Consider the following 17,937-nt stretch of genomic DNA (forward strand, 5'->3'; position numbering starts at 1 on the left):
TTTCCTGAATTTACATTACCTTCAGACAAAAGTTTGCAAACTAAACACAAGTTTAGTATAAGCCTTCATTTCTAAATGTCAATGTATTTGACAATAGTTGTATGAGTCTAAATTTGGCGTTTTTTCTTTTGTATCATTCCCTTTGAAGGGCAATTATAGACGCGGGATTCGTAGCTACTTGCTTCCTTTAGCAGCTGAAATACAGGCATAGCGTAATACTGAATAAAGTGAAACTTTTTATCTGTAAGGTTCGTATACTAATCGAACATAATAAAAATGGAGGTCTATACATGTCGTTTTTCAATAAAGTACTAGGAAGTTTCGGTATAGGTGGAGCGAAAGTGGATACGAAATTGGAGAAGTCGGAGTATACTGCCGGTGAGATCATGACAGGAAAAGTTGAAATATACGGTGGCAAAATCGAGCAACAAATCGACTCTATTTATTTAACCGTCTATACGACTTATATCCGTGAGTCGAATGATAAAAAATACACAGATGTTGCTTCAGTGATTAAACATAAGATCAATGACCCCTTTACAATTGGACCAGACGAAACGAAATCGATTCCATTTTCCATGCGGCTACCTGCCGAAACACCAGTTACGTATGGAAAAACAAAAGTGTGGGTGGGGACTGGTCTAGCTATTAAAAATGCCGTGGATCCGGAAGATCAGGATTATATAAATGTCCGCCCGACCCAACTTGCGACGCGTATCTTAGGAGAAGTGGAACAATTAGGATTTAAGTTACGAAAAGCAGAGTGTGAGCAGGCTGCTAGGAATATGCGCAGTCACTATCCATTTGTTCAGGAGTTTGAATTTGTTCCGACAAGTGGGGTTTTCCGAGGTCGTTTAGACGAATTGGAAGTCGTATTCCTTTCTCAATCTGCCCAGTCCGCAGAGCTGCTTCTACAGGTAGACCGAAAAGTAAGAGGGTTAGGAAGCTTTTTAGCAGAGGCGCTTGAAATGGATGAAAGTCATATTCGACTAACTGTGACAGCGCAAGATGTACCGAATCTAGATGAGAAGCTTAAACAAGTCATCGCAAAGCATATGTGAGGAAACGCAGTTTTGTTTGATGCTAGTCACTCGCTTGTAAAAACATAAATCGCTCCACTGGCACAATGCCGGCGGAGCGATTTTGTGTTTATATAAGAACTATAAAAATCCCCGTGCTGTGGACTAAGTACATGGAAATTATCCGTCTAAGCTCCAGTGCTTTTGTTCTTACTCGATACTTGAAAAATCAGCGAGTGTTTCATGCAACGTGAAGGTGTTTTTATAATACAGTAACCTTGCGGCAGTATAATAATCTTCATCATCGACTAGCAGTAAGGCGGAGTAGTGATCTTTCTCCCAGTTGGCGATTATGCTTGAGTAATTGTCGGAGTGATAGAAATAATCATCGCCTAACTCCTTAACCGCCTCTACATGAAGTGCATCATGCATATAGGTCATTTCCTCCCATGTATTATAGTCGTCTTGATCGGGTAGGAAATCATATAAAATATAGAGTAGTTTTCCGTCTTCAAAATAATAATTTAAATGTGCGTAGTAGCCAAAGCGTACAGTTTCATATGTCAGAACGGTGATATTTGCTTCGCTTTCTTTCCCTAGTAATCGTGCAGATTCCATTTTTTCAACTTGACGAACAGTCATATCGAAATTCACACCGCGTACGATGCTTTTTCCAGGTTTATACGCAGGGTTTAAGGCTCTTGCTATAAATGCTGAAAAATGTCCACGTGTTACAGCGGTTTTAGGTCCAAACGTTCCATCAGCGTAGCCAGTTGTCACCTGATTGGCAGCAAGTTTCGTAATGTATGAATATGCCCAGTAGTTAGGCGGTACATCGGAAAAGTTGACGTGGTGTACGCCTTCTAGTTTAAAAGCGTTGACTAACATGCGTGCCATTGTCTCGCGTGAAATGGGTGAAGAGGGGTTGAATTTCTGTTCTTTTGGAATGATTTTTTCATCGACTAAAGCAGCAATTTCTTTAAATCCACTCGTTGTCGAGAAGACATCTGAGAAGTTTGGATTTGGACGTCCATTAAGGTTTAGCTTTAAAGCTCTTGCTACCATAATAGCAGCCTGTCCATTCGTAACTGTATTCCCAGGTCTAAAACTGCCATCTGGATATCCTTTGATGATATTCATCTCAACTAAGTAATCGATTTCCTTCTTATTTGGATGTGTGTTTGTCACATCTTTAAACGATTTACTTGCCGCTTCAACGGATTGTTCTTGCATGGGACCGATAAATAAAGCTAATAACAGGATGAGTGCCATTAACACCTTTTTCATAAAACAACCTCCCATAATATGATAATTTTACTATAACATAGAAATATGTAGATTTGTTTGGTGTTTTTGATAAAATCACGGTGAAAAAAAGAAATGATGTAAGGATGAATCGGAAACACTATGAGAACCGTCAGTAGTGGGAAGGTAGGTGAGGGTGTGGCGAAAATTAAAGAAATCATTGCTGAGCATGGCGATTATTTGTTGCGTGTCGCCTATTTGTATGTGAAAAACTAAGCGACTGGTGTTGTTTGAGAAAGCATACAAGTCATACGCCCGAGCGTGCTGTGCTTGAGAAGGTAGAGAAGCGTGAATTAGTAGAGGCTTTGTTTACATTGTCAGTGACGTTTCATGAAGTACTTATACTCTATTATTTTGAGGAAATGACGACGGTGGAAATTGCAAAATTAGTAGCTTGTCCAGAAGCGACAATACGAACGAGATTACAACGAGCACGAAAGCAGCTAGCGAATCGACTAATTGATTATGAATGGGAGGAATTGCGCCATGAATCAATTTAAGAAAAATCTTCAACAGGAGTTACAGTTTATATCGCTATTCGAAGAGAAAAAACAGCGAATTGCCAAGATAGCGAGAGCGAGTGTACATAACCAAAAAAGGCGCATCCATCTGCAGTATCGATTTGTGCTCGCAACGTTTACGATTTTCGTATTGGGCTTCGGTTATTTGTTATGGCAAGTGGGCGAGTTTACAAGTAAATCGCAAAGTGCTGCAACACTAGAACCTGTATCCACTTCGATTTGGTCGATTCTAAATAATGATTTTTTGAAAACACTTCTCTCCGTAAGCTTCTTTATTATATTGCGTACATTGGTCAAGAGAAAACTTCGAAAAGGCTGACCTGTTTGCGTGAAATGCAGTGAGGAATGGTCATATAGGGATTAATTGAAGCGAAGTATAAGAAATAGCAAAATGACATGTCTCACTGTGGCCAGAAGCAGTACCGAACGAAAAAACCTTTATTCAGAGGGGGAATGCTTAATATGATGATGCCTTTCATAGTAATCATGCCCTACCTGTTTGATAACATACTGCTAGGCATTGTTGTGAATGCCTCTGGTGCAGCATATGTCATATTGACACTTAGCCCATATTATTTAGAACTCCAAGAGGAAGATTCTGTTAATGAAGCTTTATGGTAAGGAAGAAAACGAAAGTATCTGCTCTCCAACCATTCTCAACTAGAAATATTTCTGTAGAAAGCCCTTAACGCCCCTGTTAAAGGCTTTTTCTATTGGAAGATAAGTGGGTAAATGACAATAGTCGTTGACAAACGAGAATGATAACCGTTATCATTACTAATGAAATTGAAAATCATTATCAATTAAACTTGGTGTTGTTGATAATGATCTTGGCATTATACATATACGGGGGGTACATAATGAGAAAGTTTTTAGCTGTTTTCTTAATTAGTGTAGTCGCTTTAATGACTGCATGTTCATCAGGGATGACTGAGAAAGACACGAAGAAAGAAGAAGGAACGAAGAGTGAAAGTCCTCAAGTCGAAGACAAATTGAGCTTGGAGAATGATGGCATCGATCAAGCGGAGTTTGACGAAGCATTGAGCCAATTTCCAACAGAAGTGCCTGAACGAGTGATTACAACGTCGGTTCCTTTAACAGAAATGCTACATGTGCTTGGTGTGACACCAGTTGGTGTACCTACTTCAACGAATCCGATTCCAGCGGATTTCGATGCGATTGCGCGTATCGGTTCGCCTATGCAGCCAGATCTTGAAGTTGTCACAGACCTTACACCTGATTTGGTGCTCGGTGCTGAATCGCTACGCAGCACATTGGATAAAAGTTTGGAAGGCATTGATTTAGCAACGGCTTACTTACCAACAGATTCATTTGACGATTTGAAGTTAAGCTTTAAAGCACTTGGCACGTATTTCAATAAAACAGATGAAATGAATAAAGTGTTGAGCTCCTTATTAGATAAGGAAAATGAGTTAAAGGAACAAGCGAAGGGCAAGGAGTTACCAAGTGTTATGTTAATGATTGGTACAGCTGATTCGTTCATGGTGATGAGTGAACGTTCGTATGTAGGGAGTTTGGTGAGTAAACTGGGTGCGGATAATATCGCAACTTCCGTATTGAAAGTGACAGATACATATTCACCGATCAATATGGAAGACGTTGTCGTCGCAGATCCAGATATCATTCTTGTCTTAGCTTCTGGTGATCATGGTGCATCTGAAGATATGTTCCAAAAAGAAGTGGAAAGCAATGATACGTGGACAAAGCTCTCTGCTTATCAAAACGACAATGTTCATATTCTTGATTATGACGTGTTTGGTGTGACGTCTATCAGTAATGCTGAACAAGCATTGACACAAATTGCAAACTATTTTTATGAATAAAAGAGGGATCAGCAAGTGATCAATACATCTCGCAGTCGAACGATTGTTGGTGTGACATTTCTATTGGCAATCGTTGCCGGAATTATCGCGATTGGCTTGGGCAGCGTGACAATAGCTGTTCCAGACATTGTGAAAACCTTATTTAGTTCAACAGCCAGTACGAACGACACAATCATCTGGAATATCCGTTTGCCACGCGTGCTATTAGCAATGATCATCGGCGCTAATATCGCAATTTCGGGTGCTTTATTGCAAGCTGTCATGGGCAACCCACTCGCAGATCCAGGTTTAACAGGTGTGACGAGTGGTGCGGCGGTTTTTGTATTAATGATTATGCTGGCGGCACCAGAATATACGCAGTTCATTCCAATTGCGGCTTTTGTAGGTGGGCTTATTGCGGCGACGCTTGTTTATGCATTAGCATGGCGCCGTAATGGTATTTCCCCGATTACGATTATCTTATCCGGAGTTGCGGTGAATGCTTTATGTGGCGGCGTTGTCGGATATTTGTCCATTATTTATAGCGATCGATTACCTTCTGCTGTTCAATGGTTAAACGGGAGTTTAGCAGCGAAAGGCAATCAAGCTTTGTGGATGGTTTTCCCGTATGCGATTGTGGGTTGGATCTTATCCATTTTTGCAATCCGTAAGGCCAATGTCATTCGCATGGGAGACCAGGTTGCATCGAATCTTGGAGAGAATGTCAATCGTATTCGGATTTTGCTATCAATCTTAGCTGTTTTCTTAGCAGCGATTTCTGTAGCGGCAATCGGCATGATTGGTTTTGTTGGTCTTGTCGTACCACATATGGCTCGTTTGTTAGTTGGTTCTAACTACAAGTATTTATTGCCGATGAGCATGGCGCTTGGCGCGCTTGTGTTATTGCTGGCAGATACGGGCGGACGCACATTGTTTGCGCCATTGGAAATACCCGCGGGCATTCTGATGGCGGTTATCGGTGCCCCATACTTTTTATACTTGATGAGAAGGAGTGCATTTTAGCATGTTTACTGTAGATTCCGTGTCCATTCGCTATGAACAGAAAAATGTCATTGAGAACTTTTCTTTTACGGTCAATCAAGGAGAAGTACTGTCTATCATTGGGCCGAACGGTTCGGGGAAATCGACATTGCTGAAAGCGGTGGCGCGGCATATCCCTTATCATGAGGGCTCAGTAAAATTTGAAGGTGCAAACTTGAAGTCGATGAGTGCGAAACAAGTGGCACGTAAAATGTGTATGCTCAGTCAGAAAAACCAGGCGCCTAACGATATGACGGTTGTGGACTTGGTGGCTTATGGGCGTTATCCACATAAGCGATGGTTTGAAAAACTCAACCAGGAGGATATGGACATTGTCCATTGGGCGCTTGAACGAACGCATTTGACGGCCTATAAGGATCGGACCGTTGCTTCGTTGTCAGGTGGCGAATCGCAGCGCGCTTGGATTGCGATGGCATTAGCCCAACGACCTAAAGTTTTATTTTTGGATGAACCGACAACCTACTTGGACATCTCTCATCAGCATGAGGTGTTAGAACTTGTGCGTGAACTGAACGAGGAAATGGGTATGACGATTGTGATGGTGCTACATGATCTCAATCAGGCAGCTTGCTATAGCGATAACATTGTAGTCGTACAAGCGGGTGAAAAAGTGATGTCTGGCACGCCAAATGAAGTGATGACGACAGATATGATTCGGAAGGTGTATCGCATGGATGCAGAGATTCAATACCGACCATCCGAAAAGAAACCACGGATTCATTTGTTGAGCACGGCTAGGTGACTAAAAAATTGGAGGAATGAATGATGAAAAAAGTAGTAGATGTAGAGAAAAATAAAGAGAAGTATTTGCAATTTGTAGAGAGTCGTAAAAATTTGATTTTGAATTTATTAGATGATAAAGGCAAGCCATTTACGAGTTGTGCACCTTTCGTGAAGAAAGATGGCAAGATGTATATCTACATTAGTCAGATTGCAGAGCATTATGGCTACATGGAACGCAATGACCTTGTCGATGCGTTGCTCATTGCAGACGAGGCTGAAACAAAAAATACCTTTGCAACAGAGCGAGCACGTTGGAGCTGTGTGCCTAAAAATATCGGCAATGAAGGGCATGAGGAGATTTTCGAACTCTTTACGGCTGACCATGGTGCAAATTTAATGGATGTTTTACGTGGACTCGATTTCTCACTGTTTGAACTAACACCTTTACAAGGCCGCTATGTAGTAGGCTTCGGTATGGCATTCGATTTAGATTTCGAAGCTAATGTGTTTACACATGTTGTTGTAGATAAGAAAAAGACAGTTGAGGCGTAAAATTGAAGCGAAGGAGCAAATAGCGATGACATTTGCTACAATACTACCTGTTTGGCAGGCAGCGCGAAGTCGTTTTTTTAAAATAGCGGTGGCGTTGCCTGAACAAGATTTACAGTTACAACTAGGGAAATCCTCCATTGGTTCGTTGTTGCACCATACGGCGGAAGTGGAGTATATGTTTGCAGAATGGTTTTTTGGAAAAGGACTACCTGTAGAGGGCATACCAAAGCCGGATTTGACGAATTTAGACGAACTCGTTGCGCTCTTAGCTGCCTCTAACGAACATCTCGTAGAGGCGATGAAGGCATTGCCGGAAGAGCAGTGGCAGGCCGTTGTTGAGTCACGAATGGGACCCTCGACACCTTTAGAAGCGATTGGTAGGCTGATTTATCATACTGGCATTCATGCGGGACAAATTTCACTCATTCAGAAGAGTGAACAAAACTAAACAAAAGAAAAGTAGAGGTTAGATCTCGAAACAGCGGAAATTGTTTCAGGATCTAGCCTCTTTTTATTATATGAAAAACATTTTTTAGATGAAATGAACGTTTTTTCGCTCTTTTGTGTAAGGGATTAGACACTTGTTAAACGGGTTCCTACATTAAAGGCGGAAATAGTTCTTTTCTTTTACAAAAATCAAATTATATGATTCTATAAAATATTATTTTTCTTTACTTTTTAATTAAATTAGAAGTGGCTGCAAAAATCAAATGTGACCAATAAATCTCTATTCTATGAACGATTTGTGTCGTGTTTTCTTATTTTGAGGTGAAGTTTTTGTGAACTTCATAGTGGGTAATTGTTTTTGGGATTTCGTTATAATAAGATAAGCGTGTATTAGGAGAAAGACCAAGTAACTATACGTTTACACGATGTTTTTAACTTGATTAGGAAAGAGCTCAAATCAGGTTAATCCCCTAGCGTAGTATTTTCTTTGTCAAATTACGCTAGGTGTCATTGGCTGCCTATAGATAAAAAGGAAGGGGTACCTCTATGAGAATGAAGTGGGCTTTTTTAAGTGTAGTAATCGGTGTTCTTGCTGTATTGGCAGGTTGTGAACCGGTTATGGTGTTGGATCCGAAAGGGCCGCAAGCTGAAACAATTGCTGATGTCATTTGGATATCCATTGCCATGATGGCGATTGTAGTCATTGCAGTATTCGGGATGTTGGTATACATTGTGACAAAATATCGTGCGTCGAAACAAAGCGCAGATTATGAGCCACCACATATTGAAGGAAATCCAATTGTTGAAGGGATTATTGTAGGGATTCCAATTATTATCATTGCTGTCCTTTCAATCATCACTGTGAAATCGACATACGTGGTAGAGGCAACTCCGGAAGGATATGAGGATCAAAAGCCGTTAGTTGTCTATGCATCTACTTCTGACTGGAAATGGCATTTTAGTTACCCAGAAGAGGGCATTGAAACGGTCAACTATTTGTATATCCCAACGGATCGAGCACTGGAGTTTAGATTGTATTCATATGGTCCGATTACAGCCTTCTGGATTCCGCAGTTAGGCGGACAAAAGTATGCGATGTCGGATATGATTACCACGCTTCACCTAGCTGCAGACGAGCCGGGAGAATATATGGGTAGAAACTCAAACTTTAGTGGGAAAGGCTTCGCGGAAAACGTATTTGATGTGAAGGCGATGTCTCCTAAGGAATTTGAGGAATGGGTAGACGAAGTTAAAAAGACTGCTCCTACTCTGACGGAAGAGAAGTTTGAAGAATTATTATTGCCTGGTCATCTTGGTCGATCGACATTTAGTGGAACGCACTTGGAGTTTTCGCCGCCACCTGAAGGCCATGGTAGTCATGGGGATGATGCAGATGCATCTGAAGAGCATGGCGACCATGACGAATAACTATCTAAGATTTTACACATGGAGTATTAATTTATCCGAAAGGAGTTCTAACAAGTATGACTTACTTTGATCGATTTGCCATACCTCATCCAAGCCCGGCGATTTATGCGTCGATGGTTGCCATAGGGTTAACTGTGATCGCGATTCTCTTCGGCTTAACGTATTTTAAAAAATGGGGTTATCTATGGCGTGAATGGTTGACAACAGTCGACCATAAGCGAATCGGTATTATGTATTTAATCGCGGCATTGCTAATGCTATTCCGTGGTGGGGTAGATGCCATTATGCTACGAGCACAAACGGCTGTACCTGATAATACATTACTAGACGCGCAGCATTACAATGAGGTTTTTACAACACACGGTGTTGTTATGATTATCTTTATGGCGATGCCATTTATCTATGCGTTGATGAACTTCATTGTGCCTTTACAAATCGGAGCACGTGACGTAGCGTTCCCTCGTTTGAACGCACTGAGCTTCTGGTTGTTCTTTATGGGGGCGATGTTATTCAACATCTCATTCGTCGTAGGTGGTTCACCTGACGCAGGTTGGACTTCGTATTTCCCACTTGCAGGGAATGACTTTAGCACATCTGTAGGAACGAACTATTACTTGCTGTCTATTCAGATTGCTGGTATCGGTACGTTAATCTCAGGGATTAACTTTATGACAACAATCTTTAAAATGCGCGTACCAAGTATGACGTTGATGAAGATGCCGATGTTCACATGGACGGCGCTTATTACGAACGCGATTGTTGTGTTCGCATTCCCAGTCCTGACAGTTGTGTTGTTACTAGGGACGATGGACCGACTATTCGGTACCCATATCTTCACGATGACCAATGGTGGTATGGATATGCTTTGGGCGAACTTGTTCTGGGTTTGGGGACATCCGGAAGTGTATATTCTGATTTTACCGGCATTCGGTATTTATAGTGAGATTGTTTCTACCTTCTCACGACGTAACCTGTATGGCTATAAATCGATGGTCGCTTCAATTGTGATCATTTCATTCCTATCATTCTTGGTTTGGGCACACCATTTCTTCACAATGGGTCAAGGAGCGTTAGCGAATAGTATCTTCTCGATTACGACAATGGCGATTGCAATTCCGACCGGGATTAAGATCTTTAACTGGTTGCTAACAATGCGAAAAGGTCGAATTGAATTTACGGTTCCGATGCTCTATACGATTGGATTCATCCCAATCTTTACAATCGGTGGGGTAACTGGAGTTATGCTTGGTATGGCAAGTGCTGACTACCAATACCATAATACGATGTTCTTAGTTGCGCACTTCCACTATACGATTATTCCGGGTGTTGTCTTTGCGATGCTGGCGGGTCTTACGTATTGGTGGCCGAAAATGTTCGGTTATATGTTGAGTGAGAAGATTGGTAAATGGGCGTTCTGGTTTATCGCGATTGGCTTTAATGTCACGTTCTTCCCGATGTTCTTTACAGGGTTGGATGGGCAAGCACGCCGTATGTACACATACTCGGAAGCAACTGGCTATGGTCCGTTGAACTTGCTATCCTTTGCAGGTGCGATTGTTCTGATGGCTGGTGTTGCAATTCTTGTGTACAACATCTATTACAGTACGCGTTATGCTCCAAGAAATATCGGTTCCGATCCGTGGAATGCACGTACGCTTGAGTGGGCAACACAAAGCCCGGTTCAATCGTATAACTTTGCAAGAACACCACATGTGGAATCTACTGAGGCATTCTGGGATCATAAGAAAAAAGGAAAACCATTATTCAAAGGCAAAATCGAGAAAATTCATATGCCGAATAACAGCGGTATGCCGTTTATTATGAGTAGTATTTTCTTTGTATGGGGCTTCTCGTTTGTATTTAGTATGTGGATACCAGCGATCATAACGACGATTGCGATTTTTGCTTGCATGGCGCATCGTTCGTTTGAAAAGGATGACGGGTATTATATTCCGGTTGAAGAAATTGAAGCGACAGAAAAAGATAGCGAGGTGTTAACGGATGAAACTAGATAATTCACTTCCGCTTGAATATAAAACAGAACAGGGTAGGTTGAACATTTTAGGTTTCTGGATTTTCCTTGGCGCCGAAGTGATGTTATTTGCAACTTTGTTTGCAACCTATTTCATACTAGCACCTCGTACTGCTAGTGGGCCGACAGGGGCAGAGATTTTTGAAATCACGCCGGTACTAATTGAAACGATTTTGCTGCTAACAAGTAGTTTCACAATTGGTTTAGGTGTGCATGCAATGCGTCTTGGCCGAAAAAATGCCATGATGACATTCTTTGGAATCACGTTGTTGCTTGGTTTAGCGTTCCTAGGCGTTGAGATTTACGAGTTTACGCATTATGTTAATATTGGAGCTGGACTTCAAGTGAGTGCATTTACGGGTATTCTAATGACGACATTAGGGACACATGGTGCACACGTCACGCTTGGGCTATTCTGGGGATTATTCATCATCCTACAAGTGAAAAAATACGGTTTAACGCCTAAAACGGCCAATAAAGCCTTTATCTTTTCCTTGTACTGGCATTTCTTAGACGTTGTCTGGATCTTTATTTTCAGCTTTGTCTACTTGAAAGGAATGATGTAAGATGAGCGAATTATTCCCGCGTAAACAGGTAATGGGCTTTGTGTTTTCGATGGTGTTAACTGCTGCTGCATTGACGGTCTATTATATGGACGTGACATTTGCGGTAGGAATGACGATTCTGTTAGTGACAGCATTTGTCCAAGCAGCTGTTCAGCTGATGGTCTTCATGCATGCTGGTGAAACAGAGGATAAAGCGGCAATTTACATGAATATCTATTATGGGGTTGGAATAGCCCTCTTTACGATTTTCGGTACATTGTTAATATTAGTTTGGGATATGTAATAGAAAGATGGAAAGGAGCGCTGCTTGTAGGCGCTCCTTTCCTATTTTTATTGGATAATATGCACATTTTTCGCTACTTTTTGTTGCATTTCTTCTGTTGCGACAAAGAATACACCCATCATAAAGATAAAAACAGCCCCCATGATTGTACCGATCCCGATGCCAGTTGCTGTGCTGTACTCGCTTATAAAGAAGCCGTACAGGAAAATAGCGATTCCGATTGTTAGGATTGTACCTCCCACATATTTAACTGCATTTAATATTTTTACTGCAGAGTCCATTTCACAACACCCCTTTTCTTATAGTATTCACCTTGTTCACAACTTTGTCAAACTCTTTTTGAATTTTTTGTGACAATATTTAAGCTTGTATATCTAAAATGATATGGCTTGAATATTTGAATTATTCGTTTATAATCTAGCGGTACATGAAGAAGTAAAGGGGGATTCTATGGGCAGAACAGTGTATTATGCAAAAGGTACAACGGCATCAGGGCCTTATTCGCATGCAGTAGATGCGGGGGAATTGGTTTATTTCTCAGGTCAGACAGCCATGAATTCTGTGTCAGCGGAAGATATGACGGGGGATATTCAGGCGCAAACGAAACAATGTTTTCGAAACTTATTTGAGGTAATGGAAGCAGCTAATCTTACGTCGGATGATGTAGTGAAAGTAAATGTCTATTTAACGGACATGAAACATTTCGCGGAAATGAACGAGGTGTATGCTTCCCAGTTTTCGGAGCCTTACCCCGCTCGGACATGTGTAGCCGTTTTGGGACTACCACTCGGGGCGGATGTTGAAATTGAAATGATTGCCAAAAGAAAAGGTTGAATTGATCTCCAGTGAAGGCACCTTAAAAGCAGTCGCCGAAGCGGTGTTGGAGAGAATTTTTTGTTCAAGATATATGAAAAGGGCTGTTCCAAGAAATCAGTTTTTGAACTGACTTTCTGGACAGCCCCTTTTTCTTTGCTATTATTTTGTGAACATCGTGCGCATCAGTAAAGCTGTTCGTAAATGCAAGGAGTTTTGTGAGTCGTGGATGGAATAGCCTAGAATATCTTCGCACTTGGCAATGCGGTATTTGACCGTATTTCGGTGAACATATAGTTTCCGCGACGTCATCGCAATCTCGCAGTTATTGTCTAGATAGACCAGTAATGTATTCACCAAGTCCTCTTCATCTTTGTTTTTCGGATAAGCAAGAGAACGTAGGTTGTTTTCATAAAACTTCGCGAGGTTTTCCTCAGGAATCAGTCGAATGAGTTCGATTAGCTGCTTAGGTTCGTAGAAGTTGATAAATTGATGTTGAAAGATTTCCGCTCCCTTTGTCCATGCCTCCACAGCTTCTGTATATGAGGAGGGAATCGCCGTGACGTCATTGTAAAGGCTACCTACGCCAAATGACAGCGGGATTTTTAGGTTGGCATAGATGTTCTGCTGAAATTCCTCTAGCCTTTCTTCGATTAAAATTTTACTGTCGCAAGTAGTATTCGCGGGAGATTGTAGCAAAATGACAAAAGAAGCATCTTTCATAAAAATGATATTTTCAGTTGTGATTTCGAAAAAAGAGCTCTTTATATACTTAGATAAGTGATCGTATAACTTATTCATATTATCCGTGCTATATTGTTCGCCATCAATTTTACAAACAACGCAAATGTAAGCTAGTTTATCAATTAAACCATGCAGTTTTCCTCCGTGAATAATTTCCTGTTTGGAAGAAATATTCCCATCAACAAGTGAAGTGAAGAAGTTGTTTTCTAACAAGCGACTGCTTTCTCGAATAGCTTCGTTTTTGAGCAATGTAAACGAAATAACGGTTGAAGCTTGCTCAATGGCTAATTGTGAAGAAGGGTAGGGGAGCTTTTCAGGGTTAAAAATGATGAGCAAGTAAGGATAAGGACGCATCGTCTTCACTTTAAATATCCTTATTGAAATATCTGTGCCTTCTGCATTCGGATTAGGTATCAACAGCGTGTCATTTTCACGATAGGAATCCATATTATTTTTAAAAAGCCCCTCGACTTTCGTCATAACTGTTTGCATCGTACTTTTTTGAAAATGGTTAGAAAAAGAAGTGACATCGCCAATTGGATCAAGTAAGAGGATAGGACATTTTAACAAGGAGCTAAGATTTTCAATTAACGTTTGCAGCTTATAGCCCTTAATCATCATATTGGTAAATTTCTTGTGAATATGGATAGCGTAAAATAACTCTTCAATTTGGTTATCCCATATAAAACTTAATAACTGGTGTGCGACTGTACCGAGTGTTAATGACTCCGGGATTTGAATAATTGGGAAGTCTAATTCATTTGCTAAGTCGAGTACTGGTTGCGGGATTGTATCAATAAATCTTTTCAGCTTAATCGCGATCCCGGCACAAGGGCGTTCATTAATTTCTGAGATTAGATTGCAGAGGGCGAGAGGGTCATCTTTAAAAGCGTATCCAGTCGTTACTACAAGTGAGTTTTCAGCTAAAAAGTGAATGACGTCAGGTGTTTCAGATATCTCTATGGCGCCAACGTCCCTTTTAAGTCCTACATGTCCAGCGAGTACCGTTGCTTCTTGGAATACATCCACAAAAAATAAATCTTCTACCTTTTTCATAAAGCACCTCTAATTCATTGTTTTCAGCGAATACCTGCTGAATGTGAGTTGTATATCTACGTTGTTGGTTGGTTGGTTCATTTATATAAAATAAGGCAATTAAATTGTTCATTGTGAATAATGACATTTGGGGATACCTACCTTAGAATCAACTGTACATAGAATATTCCTTAAAATCAATTATAAACATTTTAGTGAGCGGCACCCGGTGCAATTGATCGGAAGGAATTTCCAGAATTCTTTGTAAAATGATAAGGGAAGGGAGTTTTTTATTATGCTAAGAGAATTAAATCCTTCACTACGAACATTAATGACACCAGGTCCAGTTGAGGCTGAACCACGTGTGCTTCGTGCGATGTCCATCCCGATTATTGGACAATTTGATCCGGAGTTTCTAGCCATCATGGACGAAACAATGGAATTATTGAGAAAGACCTTTCAAACGAAAAATCATTGGGCATATCCAATTGATGGGACATCACGATCAGGACTAGAGGCAGTGTTGAACTCGATTATTGAACCAGATGATAAGGTTCTTGTCCCGATTTTCGGACGATTTGGCCATTTGGTCGCGGAAATTGCTGATCGCTCAGGTGCTGATCTAACGACGATGGAATGCGAATGGGGTACTGCTTTTGAGCAGGAAGAGATTATTGCTGAAATTAAAAGAGTGAAACCAAAAGTTGTAGCGATTGTCCATGGAGAAACGTCAACGGGCATTATGCAACCATTAGATAAAATCGGTAAGTTCTGTCGAGAAAATGATGTGTTATTTGTCGTAGATGCTGTTGCTACATTAGGAGGAACAGACTTTAAAACAGATGAGTGGTGCGTAGATGCAGTTATTAGTGGGACGCAAAAGTGTTTAGGCGTACCGACGGGTATGTCTCCAATTACTTATAATGATCGAATCGAAAAAATTATTCTTGAGCGAAGAAAAATTGAGCAAGGGCTAGATCGTACGTCTGAAAATGCGAGAAGAATTCAAAGCAACTATTTCGATTTAAGCCAAATTCAAGAGTATTGGAGTCCGAAACGCCTCAATCACCATACAGAAGCGACTTCAATGCTCTATGCACTTCGAGAGGGCTTACGCATTATTCAGGAAGAAGGTTTGCAAGAACGTTTTGCAAGGCACCAATTCCATGAAAAAGCACTAATCGCGGGACTCGAAGCGATGGGACTGACGCTTTTTGGAGATGCGCGCTATAAAATGCCGATTGTTACTTGTGTAAATATTCCTGAAGGGGTTAATGGAGATGCGGTTCGCGCGACGATGGCGAAAGAGTTCGGAGTAGAAATCGCTAGCACATTCGGCTCGCTTGCGGGGAAGATTTGGCGTATCGGTTCGATGGGCTTTAGCTGTCGAAAAGAAAATGTTTTAAAAGTTCTAGCTGTGTTGGAAGCATCTGTTTATCGCCATGGTGGAAAAGTGAACGCTGGTGCCGCACTTCAAGCTGCACTTGATGTATATGAAGGAAAAACGGTAGAGCTCTCAACGAAGTAATCACGAAGAATTTGTAGGACCTTCTTTTCTTAATAACTCACACTTTATAGCTGACTCAAAAGATCATTGAAAAATGACTTTAGGGTCAGCTTTTTTTGCCGTACTGAATTTTCGATTGCTCTATTTTTTCTAGAACTAAGCGTTAGCAATGGCTATATATTCGCAACCATTTTGGTGTCAACCTTTATCTGTTGATTATTTAAACCAAAATACAAAAATGTTTTTATTCATTATGAACAATGATTTTATTGTAGGAAACGTTTAAAATGAAAAACTAATAATAGTCAGAAAATTGCGAAGGTGTGGTGATCATCGAATCGTGGAAAGAATTTAGCAACGATCTATTGCTAATAAAGCTAGTAGAAAGAAACAGGAGTAAGGAAACAAATTTATGGTTTGTATGGGGTCTGTTCATAAAATTGGCGCGAAAAATGCAAAGGGGGACTTGTCATGAATGAACAAACACGAGTGTTTCCTAAGAAAAAGTGGAAGGTTCGTTACTCGGTTTTATTAGTCTTGTGGTTATGTTGGTTATTTTCTTTCCTAGATCGAATGGTGATCACCATAGCACTACCTTTTATAGGAGAAGATTTGAATCTAAATGCAACGGCCCAAGGATTGTTATTAAGTATATTTTTTGCTGGATATGCATTGTTTCAAATTCCGGGCGGTATGTTATCGGATAAGTTTGGCTTTCGTCGGGTCGTAAGTGTTGCTATCGTTTGGTGGTCAATCTTTACAAGTTTAACGGGCTTTATTTTTTCATATCCACTTTTGTTAGTGCTTCGTTTCGTCTTTGGTTTAGGAGAAGCTTGTTTACCTGGTGGGTCCTATAAAGCTATTGCTACCTATTTTCCGAGTAAGCAACGCGGTACTGCGACAGGGATTCAATCAACGGTTAATACACTTGGTCCAGCAATCGCGGCGATTGCGGCAGCAGCAATCATCGGATTATATGGATGGCGTGTTGTCTTTATCGTCATGGGAATACCAGGGGTAATAATCGGGGTTTATATTTGGTTTAAATTTAAAGACAACCCAAAAGATCATCCGAAAATTACGACAGCAGAACTTGCGGAGTTAGAAGATGATGTTGAAGAGCAATCTGGTGGACAAAAGAATGCTGGAGTCTCATTCAAAGAGTTATTGAAAAAGCCGATTTTATGGCAGATGGCTCTCATTTGGTTTTTCTTTGATATAACGTTTTGGGGATTTACGTCATGGCTACCATCTTATTTAATCAAGGAAAAAGGACTTTCACTTATGAGTACAGGTATCTTTAGTGCATTACCTTACTTAGTGGGGACTGTTGCCATTGTGCTTGGTGGATACTTGGCGGATAAAATCAAAGGAAACAGGAAGTGGGTGTTTATACCGGGGGCTCTCGCCGGAGGCATAGCGCTGTATTTTATGTTTCAATCTGCTTCTATTACGATGGTAATTGTATTCCAATGTTTAGCAGCATTTTGCATGTTTTTAGCACAAGGTGCGTTCTGGGGCTTAGTGATGGGGAGTCTTCCTGCGAAAATTATGGCCTCAGGTTCAGCGACAGTTAACTGTTTTGGATCGATTGCAGGATTTGTCTCTCCCTTCCTAATGGGATACATGATTCAAACGAGTGGTTCGTTTGATACTTCTTTCATAATGATGATTCTGGCGCTAGTCGTGGCGGCGGTTATTGCATTGACAATCAATGAAAAGCCAAAAGATAATCAGGTGGAAATGAAAGTAGAGAAGAGAGAAAGAAAGGTAGCTGTCCAATGAGTAAGTGCGGTCTGCTTTAACTCATCGATAGCGTAAATTCGAAAGAGTTTGATTGGTACTCAGACTCTTTCGAATTTAAACGTATCTATCAATTAAGCAACTGTGTAATTTTAACGGTCGGCCTATCAATCTGCTCAATTTCAGCTAGTGTGCACAAAATAAATTTTGAACACTATCTATAAAGGATAATGAAAAATCGATTGTTAGCGCTTACAATTAGTGAACATTCCTATTCGGATGATTTCAAATATTCTGCGTTCACATTAGGGGGATTAGATAAGAGGGGGATTGC

18 protein-coding genes are annotated in these 17,937 nt (G+C 40.7%); 15 read left to right on the forward strand and 3 right to left on the reverse strand.

The window, feature by feature from the left end; genetic code table 11:
- Nucleotides 1-290 precede the first annotated feature (290 nt).
- Nucleotides 291-1,061, forward strand: a complete 771-nt coding sequence (locus tag MKY34_RS06525; RefSeq protein ID WP_342514396.1) for a sporulation protein — start codon at nt 291-293, stop codon at nt 1,059-1,061.
- A gap of 168 nt (nt 1,062-1,229) precedes the next feature.
- On the opposite strand, the gene MKY34_RS06530 is transcribed toward MKY34_RS06525, so the two are convergent.
- Complete coding sequence (locus MKY34_RS06530) at nt 1,230-2,306, reverse strand: S-layer homology domain-containing protein (RefSeq protein ID WP_342514397.1); 1,077 nt, start codon at nt 2,304-2,306, stop codon at nt 1,230-1,232.
- Nucleotides 2,307-2,554: 248 nt separating this feature from the next.
- On the opposite strand from MKY34_RS06530, the gene MKY34_RS06535 reads away from it, so the two are divergent.
- The 11 genes from MKY34_RS06535 to qoxD all read left to right on the forward strand — a co-directional run bounded on the left by MKY34_RS06535 (nt 2,555) and on the right by qoxD (nt 11,761).
- Nucleotides 2,555-2,824 (forward strand): sigma-70 family RNA polymerase sigma factor, encoded by a 270-nt coding sequence (locus MKY34_RS06535; RefSeq protein WP_342514398.1) that lies wholly within the window; start codon nt 2,555-2,557, stop codon nt 2,822-2,824.
- Nucleotides 2,811-3,164, forward strand: a complete 354-nt coding sequence (locus MKY34_RS06540) for a hypothetical protein (RefSeq protein ID WP_342514399.1) — start codon at nt 2,811-2,813, stop codon at nt 3,162-3,164. The genes MKY34_RS06535 and MKY34_RS06540 overlap by 14 nt, the downstream gene beginning before the upstream one ends.
- A gap of 541 nt (nt 3,165-3,705) precedes the next feature.
- Nucleotides 3,706-4,689 (forward strand): helical backbone metal receptor, encoded by a 984-nt coding sequence (locus tag MKY34_RS06545; RefSeq protein ID WP_342514400.1) that lies wholly within the window; start codon nt 3,706-3,708, stop codon nt 4,687-4,689.
- A 15-nt stretch (nt 4,690-4,704) separates the two neighbouring features.
- On the forward strand, nt 4,705-5,691 hold the full coding sequence (locus MKY34_RS06550) for an iron ABC transporter permease (protein WP_342514401.1): 987 nt from the start codon (nt 4,705-4,707) through the stop codon (nt 5,689-5,691).
- Between the two features lies 1 nt (nt 5,692).
- Nucleotides 5,693-6,472 (forward strand): ABC transporter ATP-binding protein, encoded by a 780-nt coding sequence (locus MKY34_RS06555; protein WP_342514402.1) that lies wholly within the window; start codon nt 5,693-5,695, stop codon nt 6,470-6,472.
- 23 nt (nt 6,473-6,495) lie between these two features.
- The gene (locus MKY34_RS06560; protein WP_342514403.1) at nt 6,496-7,005 is read left to right on the forward strand and encodes a heme iron utilization protein; all 510 of its coding nucleotides are present in this window, start codon (nt 6,496-6,498) and stop codon (nt 7,003-7,005) included.
- A 25-nt stretch (nt 7,006-7,030) separates the two neighbouring features.
- The gene (locus MKY34_RS06565; protein WP_342514404.1) at nt 7,031-7,453 is read left to right on the forward strand and encodes a DinB family protein; all 423 of its coding nucleotides are present in this window, start codon (nt 7,031-7,033) and stop codon (nt 7,451-7,453) included.
- Nucleotides 7,454-7,998: 545 nt separating this feature from the next.
- Nucleotides 7,999-8,880, forward strand: a complete 882-nt coding sequence (gene qoxA / locus MKY34_RS06570) for a cytochrome aa3 quinol oxidase subunit II (RefSeq protein ID WP_342514405.1) — start codon at nt 7,999-8,001, stop codon at nt 8,878-8,880.
- 56 nt (nt 8,881-8,936) lie between these two features.
- On the forward strand, nt 8,937-10,895 hold the full coding sequence (gene qoxB, locus MKY34_RS06575) for a cytochrome aa3 quinol oxidase subunit I (RefSeq protein ID WP_342514406.1): 1,959 nt from the start codon (nt 8,937-8,939) through the stop codon (nt 10,893-10,895).
- Complete coding sequence (qoxC, locus tag MKY34_RS06580) at nt 10,882-11,478, forward strand: cytochrome aa3 quinol oxidase subunit III (RefSeq protein ID WP_342514407.1); 597 nt, start codon at nt 10,882-10,884, stop codon at nt 11,476-11,478. The genes qoxB and qoxC overlap by 14 nt, the downstream gene beginning before the upstream one ends.
- A gap of 1 nt (nt 11,479) precedes the next feature.
- Entirely contained in the window at nt 11,480-11,761 is a 282-nt protein-coding gene (gene qoxD, locus MKY34_RS06585) for a cytochrome aa3 quinol oxidase subunit IV (protein WP_342514408.1), read from the forward strand.
- A 47-nt stretch (nt 11,762-11,808) separates the two neighbouring features.
- Here the strand turns inward: qoxD and MKY34_RS06590 are convergent, their stop codons facing one another.
- On the reverse strand, nt 11,809-12,042 hold the full coding sequence (locus tag MKY34_RS06590) for a hypothetical protein (protein ID WP_342514409.1): 234 nt from the start codon (nt 12,040-12,042) through the stop codon (nt 11,809-11,811).
- 169 nt (nt 12,043-12,211) lie between these two features.
- On the opposite strand from MKY34_RS06590, the gene MKY34_RS06595 reads away from it, so the two are divergent.
- Nucleotides 12,212-12,595, forward strand: a complete 384-nt coding sequence (locus MKY34_RS06595) for a Rid family detoxifying hydrolase (RefSeq protein ID WP_342514410.1) — start codon at nt 12,212-12,214, stop codon at nt 12,593-12,595.
- Nucleotides 12,596-12,736: 141 nt separating this feature from the next.
- Here MKY34_RS06595 and MKY34_RS06600 read toward each other — a convergent pair whose 3' ends face one another.
- A complete protein-coding gene (locus MKY34_RS06600) occupies nt 12,737-14,374 on the reverse strand; it encodes a PucR family transcriptional regulator ligand-binding domain-containing protein (RefSeq protein WP_342514411.1) in 1,638 nt (545 codons plus the stop codon).
- Between the two features lie 274 nt (nt 14,375-14,648).
- Between MKY34_RS06600 and MKY34_RS06605 the strand changes: the two genes are divergently transcribed.
- Together MKY34_RS06605 and MKY34_RS06610 are read left to right on the forward strand one after the other, a co-directional pair.
- Complete coding sequence (locus MKY34_RS06605) at nt 14,649-15,881, forward strand: alanine--glyoxylate aminotransferase family protein (RefSeq protein WP_342514412.1); 1,233 nt, start codon at nt 14,649-14,651, stop codon at nt 15,879-15,881.
- A 450-nt stretch (nt 15,882-16,331) separates the two neighbouring features.
- Complete coding sequence (locus MKY34_RS06610) at nt 16,332-17,645, forward strand: MFS transporter (RefSeq protein ID WP_342514413.1); 1,314 nt, start codon at nt 16,332-16,334, stop codon at nt 17,643-17,645.
- Nucleotides 17,646-17,937 lie beyond the last annotated feature (292 nt).

It is taken from the genome of Sporosarcina sp. FSL K6-1522 (genome assembly GCF_038622445.1).
GTDB lineage: Bacteria > Bacillota > Bacilli > Bacillales_A > Planococcaceae > Sporosarcina.

Bases quoted from the DNA above. Each gene is read 5' to 3' on its own strand.
- MKY34_RS06595 (WP_342514410.1), top strand. From the start codon at position 12,212: ATGGGCAGAACAGTGTATTATGCAAAAGGTACAACGGCATCAGGGCCT.
- qoxD (WP_342514408.1), top strand. From the start codon at position 11,480: ATGAGCGAATTATTCCCGCGTAAACAGGTAATGGGCTTTGTGTTTTCG.
- qoxA (WP_342514405.1), top strand. From the start codon at position 7,999: ATGAGAATGAAGTGGGCTTTTTTAAGTGTAGTAATCGGTGTTCTTGCT.
- qoxC (WP_342514407.1), top strand. From the start codon at position 10,882: ATGAAACTAGATAATTCACTTCCGCTTGAATATAAAACAGAACAGGGT.
- MKY34_RS06555 (WP_342514402.1), top strand. From the start codon at position 5,693: ATGTTTACTGTAGATTCCGTGTCCATTCGCTATGAACAGAAAAATGTC.
- qoxB (WP_342514406.1), top strand. From the start codon at position 8,937: ATGACTTACTTTGATCGATTTGCCATACCTCATCCAAGCCCGGCGATT.
- MKY34_RS06610 (WP_342514413.1), top strand. From the start codon at position 16,332: ATGAATGAACAAACACGAGTGTTTCCTAAGAAAAAGTGGAAGGTTCGT.
- MKY34_RS06530 (WP_342514397.1), bottom strand. From the start codon at position 2,306: ATGAAAAAGGTGTTAATGGCACTCATCCTGTTATTAGCTTTATTTATC.
- MKY34_RS06605 (WP_342514412.1), top strand. From the start codon at position 14,649: ATGCTAAGAGAATTAAATCCTTCACTACGAACATTAATGACACCAGGT.
- MKY34_RS06525 (WP_342514396.1), top strand. From the start codon at position 291: ATGTCGTTTTTCAATAAAGTACTAGGAAGTTTCGGTATAGGTGGAGCG.
- MKY34_RS06565 (WP_342514404.1), top strand. From the start codon at position 7,031: ATGACATTTGCTACAATACTACCTGTTTGGCAGGCAGCGCGAAGTCGT.
- MKY34_RS06600 (WP_342514411.1), bottom strand. From the start codon at position 14,374: ATGAAAAAGGTAGAAGATTTATTTTTTGTGGATGTATTCCAAGAAGCA.
- MKY34_RS06540 (WP_342514399.1), top strand. From the start codon at position 2,811: ATGAATCAATTTAAGAAAAATCTTCAACAGGAGTTACAGTTTATATCG.
- MKY34_RS06590 (WP_342514409.1), bottom strand. From the start codon at position 12,042: ATGGACTCTGCAGTAAAAATATTAAATGCAGTTAAATATGTGGGAGGT.
- MKY34_RS06560 (WP_342514403.1), top strand. From the start codon at position 6,496: ATGAAAAAAGTAGTAGATGTAGAGAAAAATAAAGAGAAGTATTTGCAA.
- MKY34_RS06545 (WP_342514400.1), top strand. From the start codon at position 3,706: ATGAGAAAGTTTTTAGCTGTTTTCTTAATTAGTGTAGTCGCTTTAATG.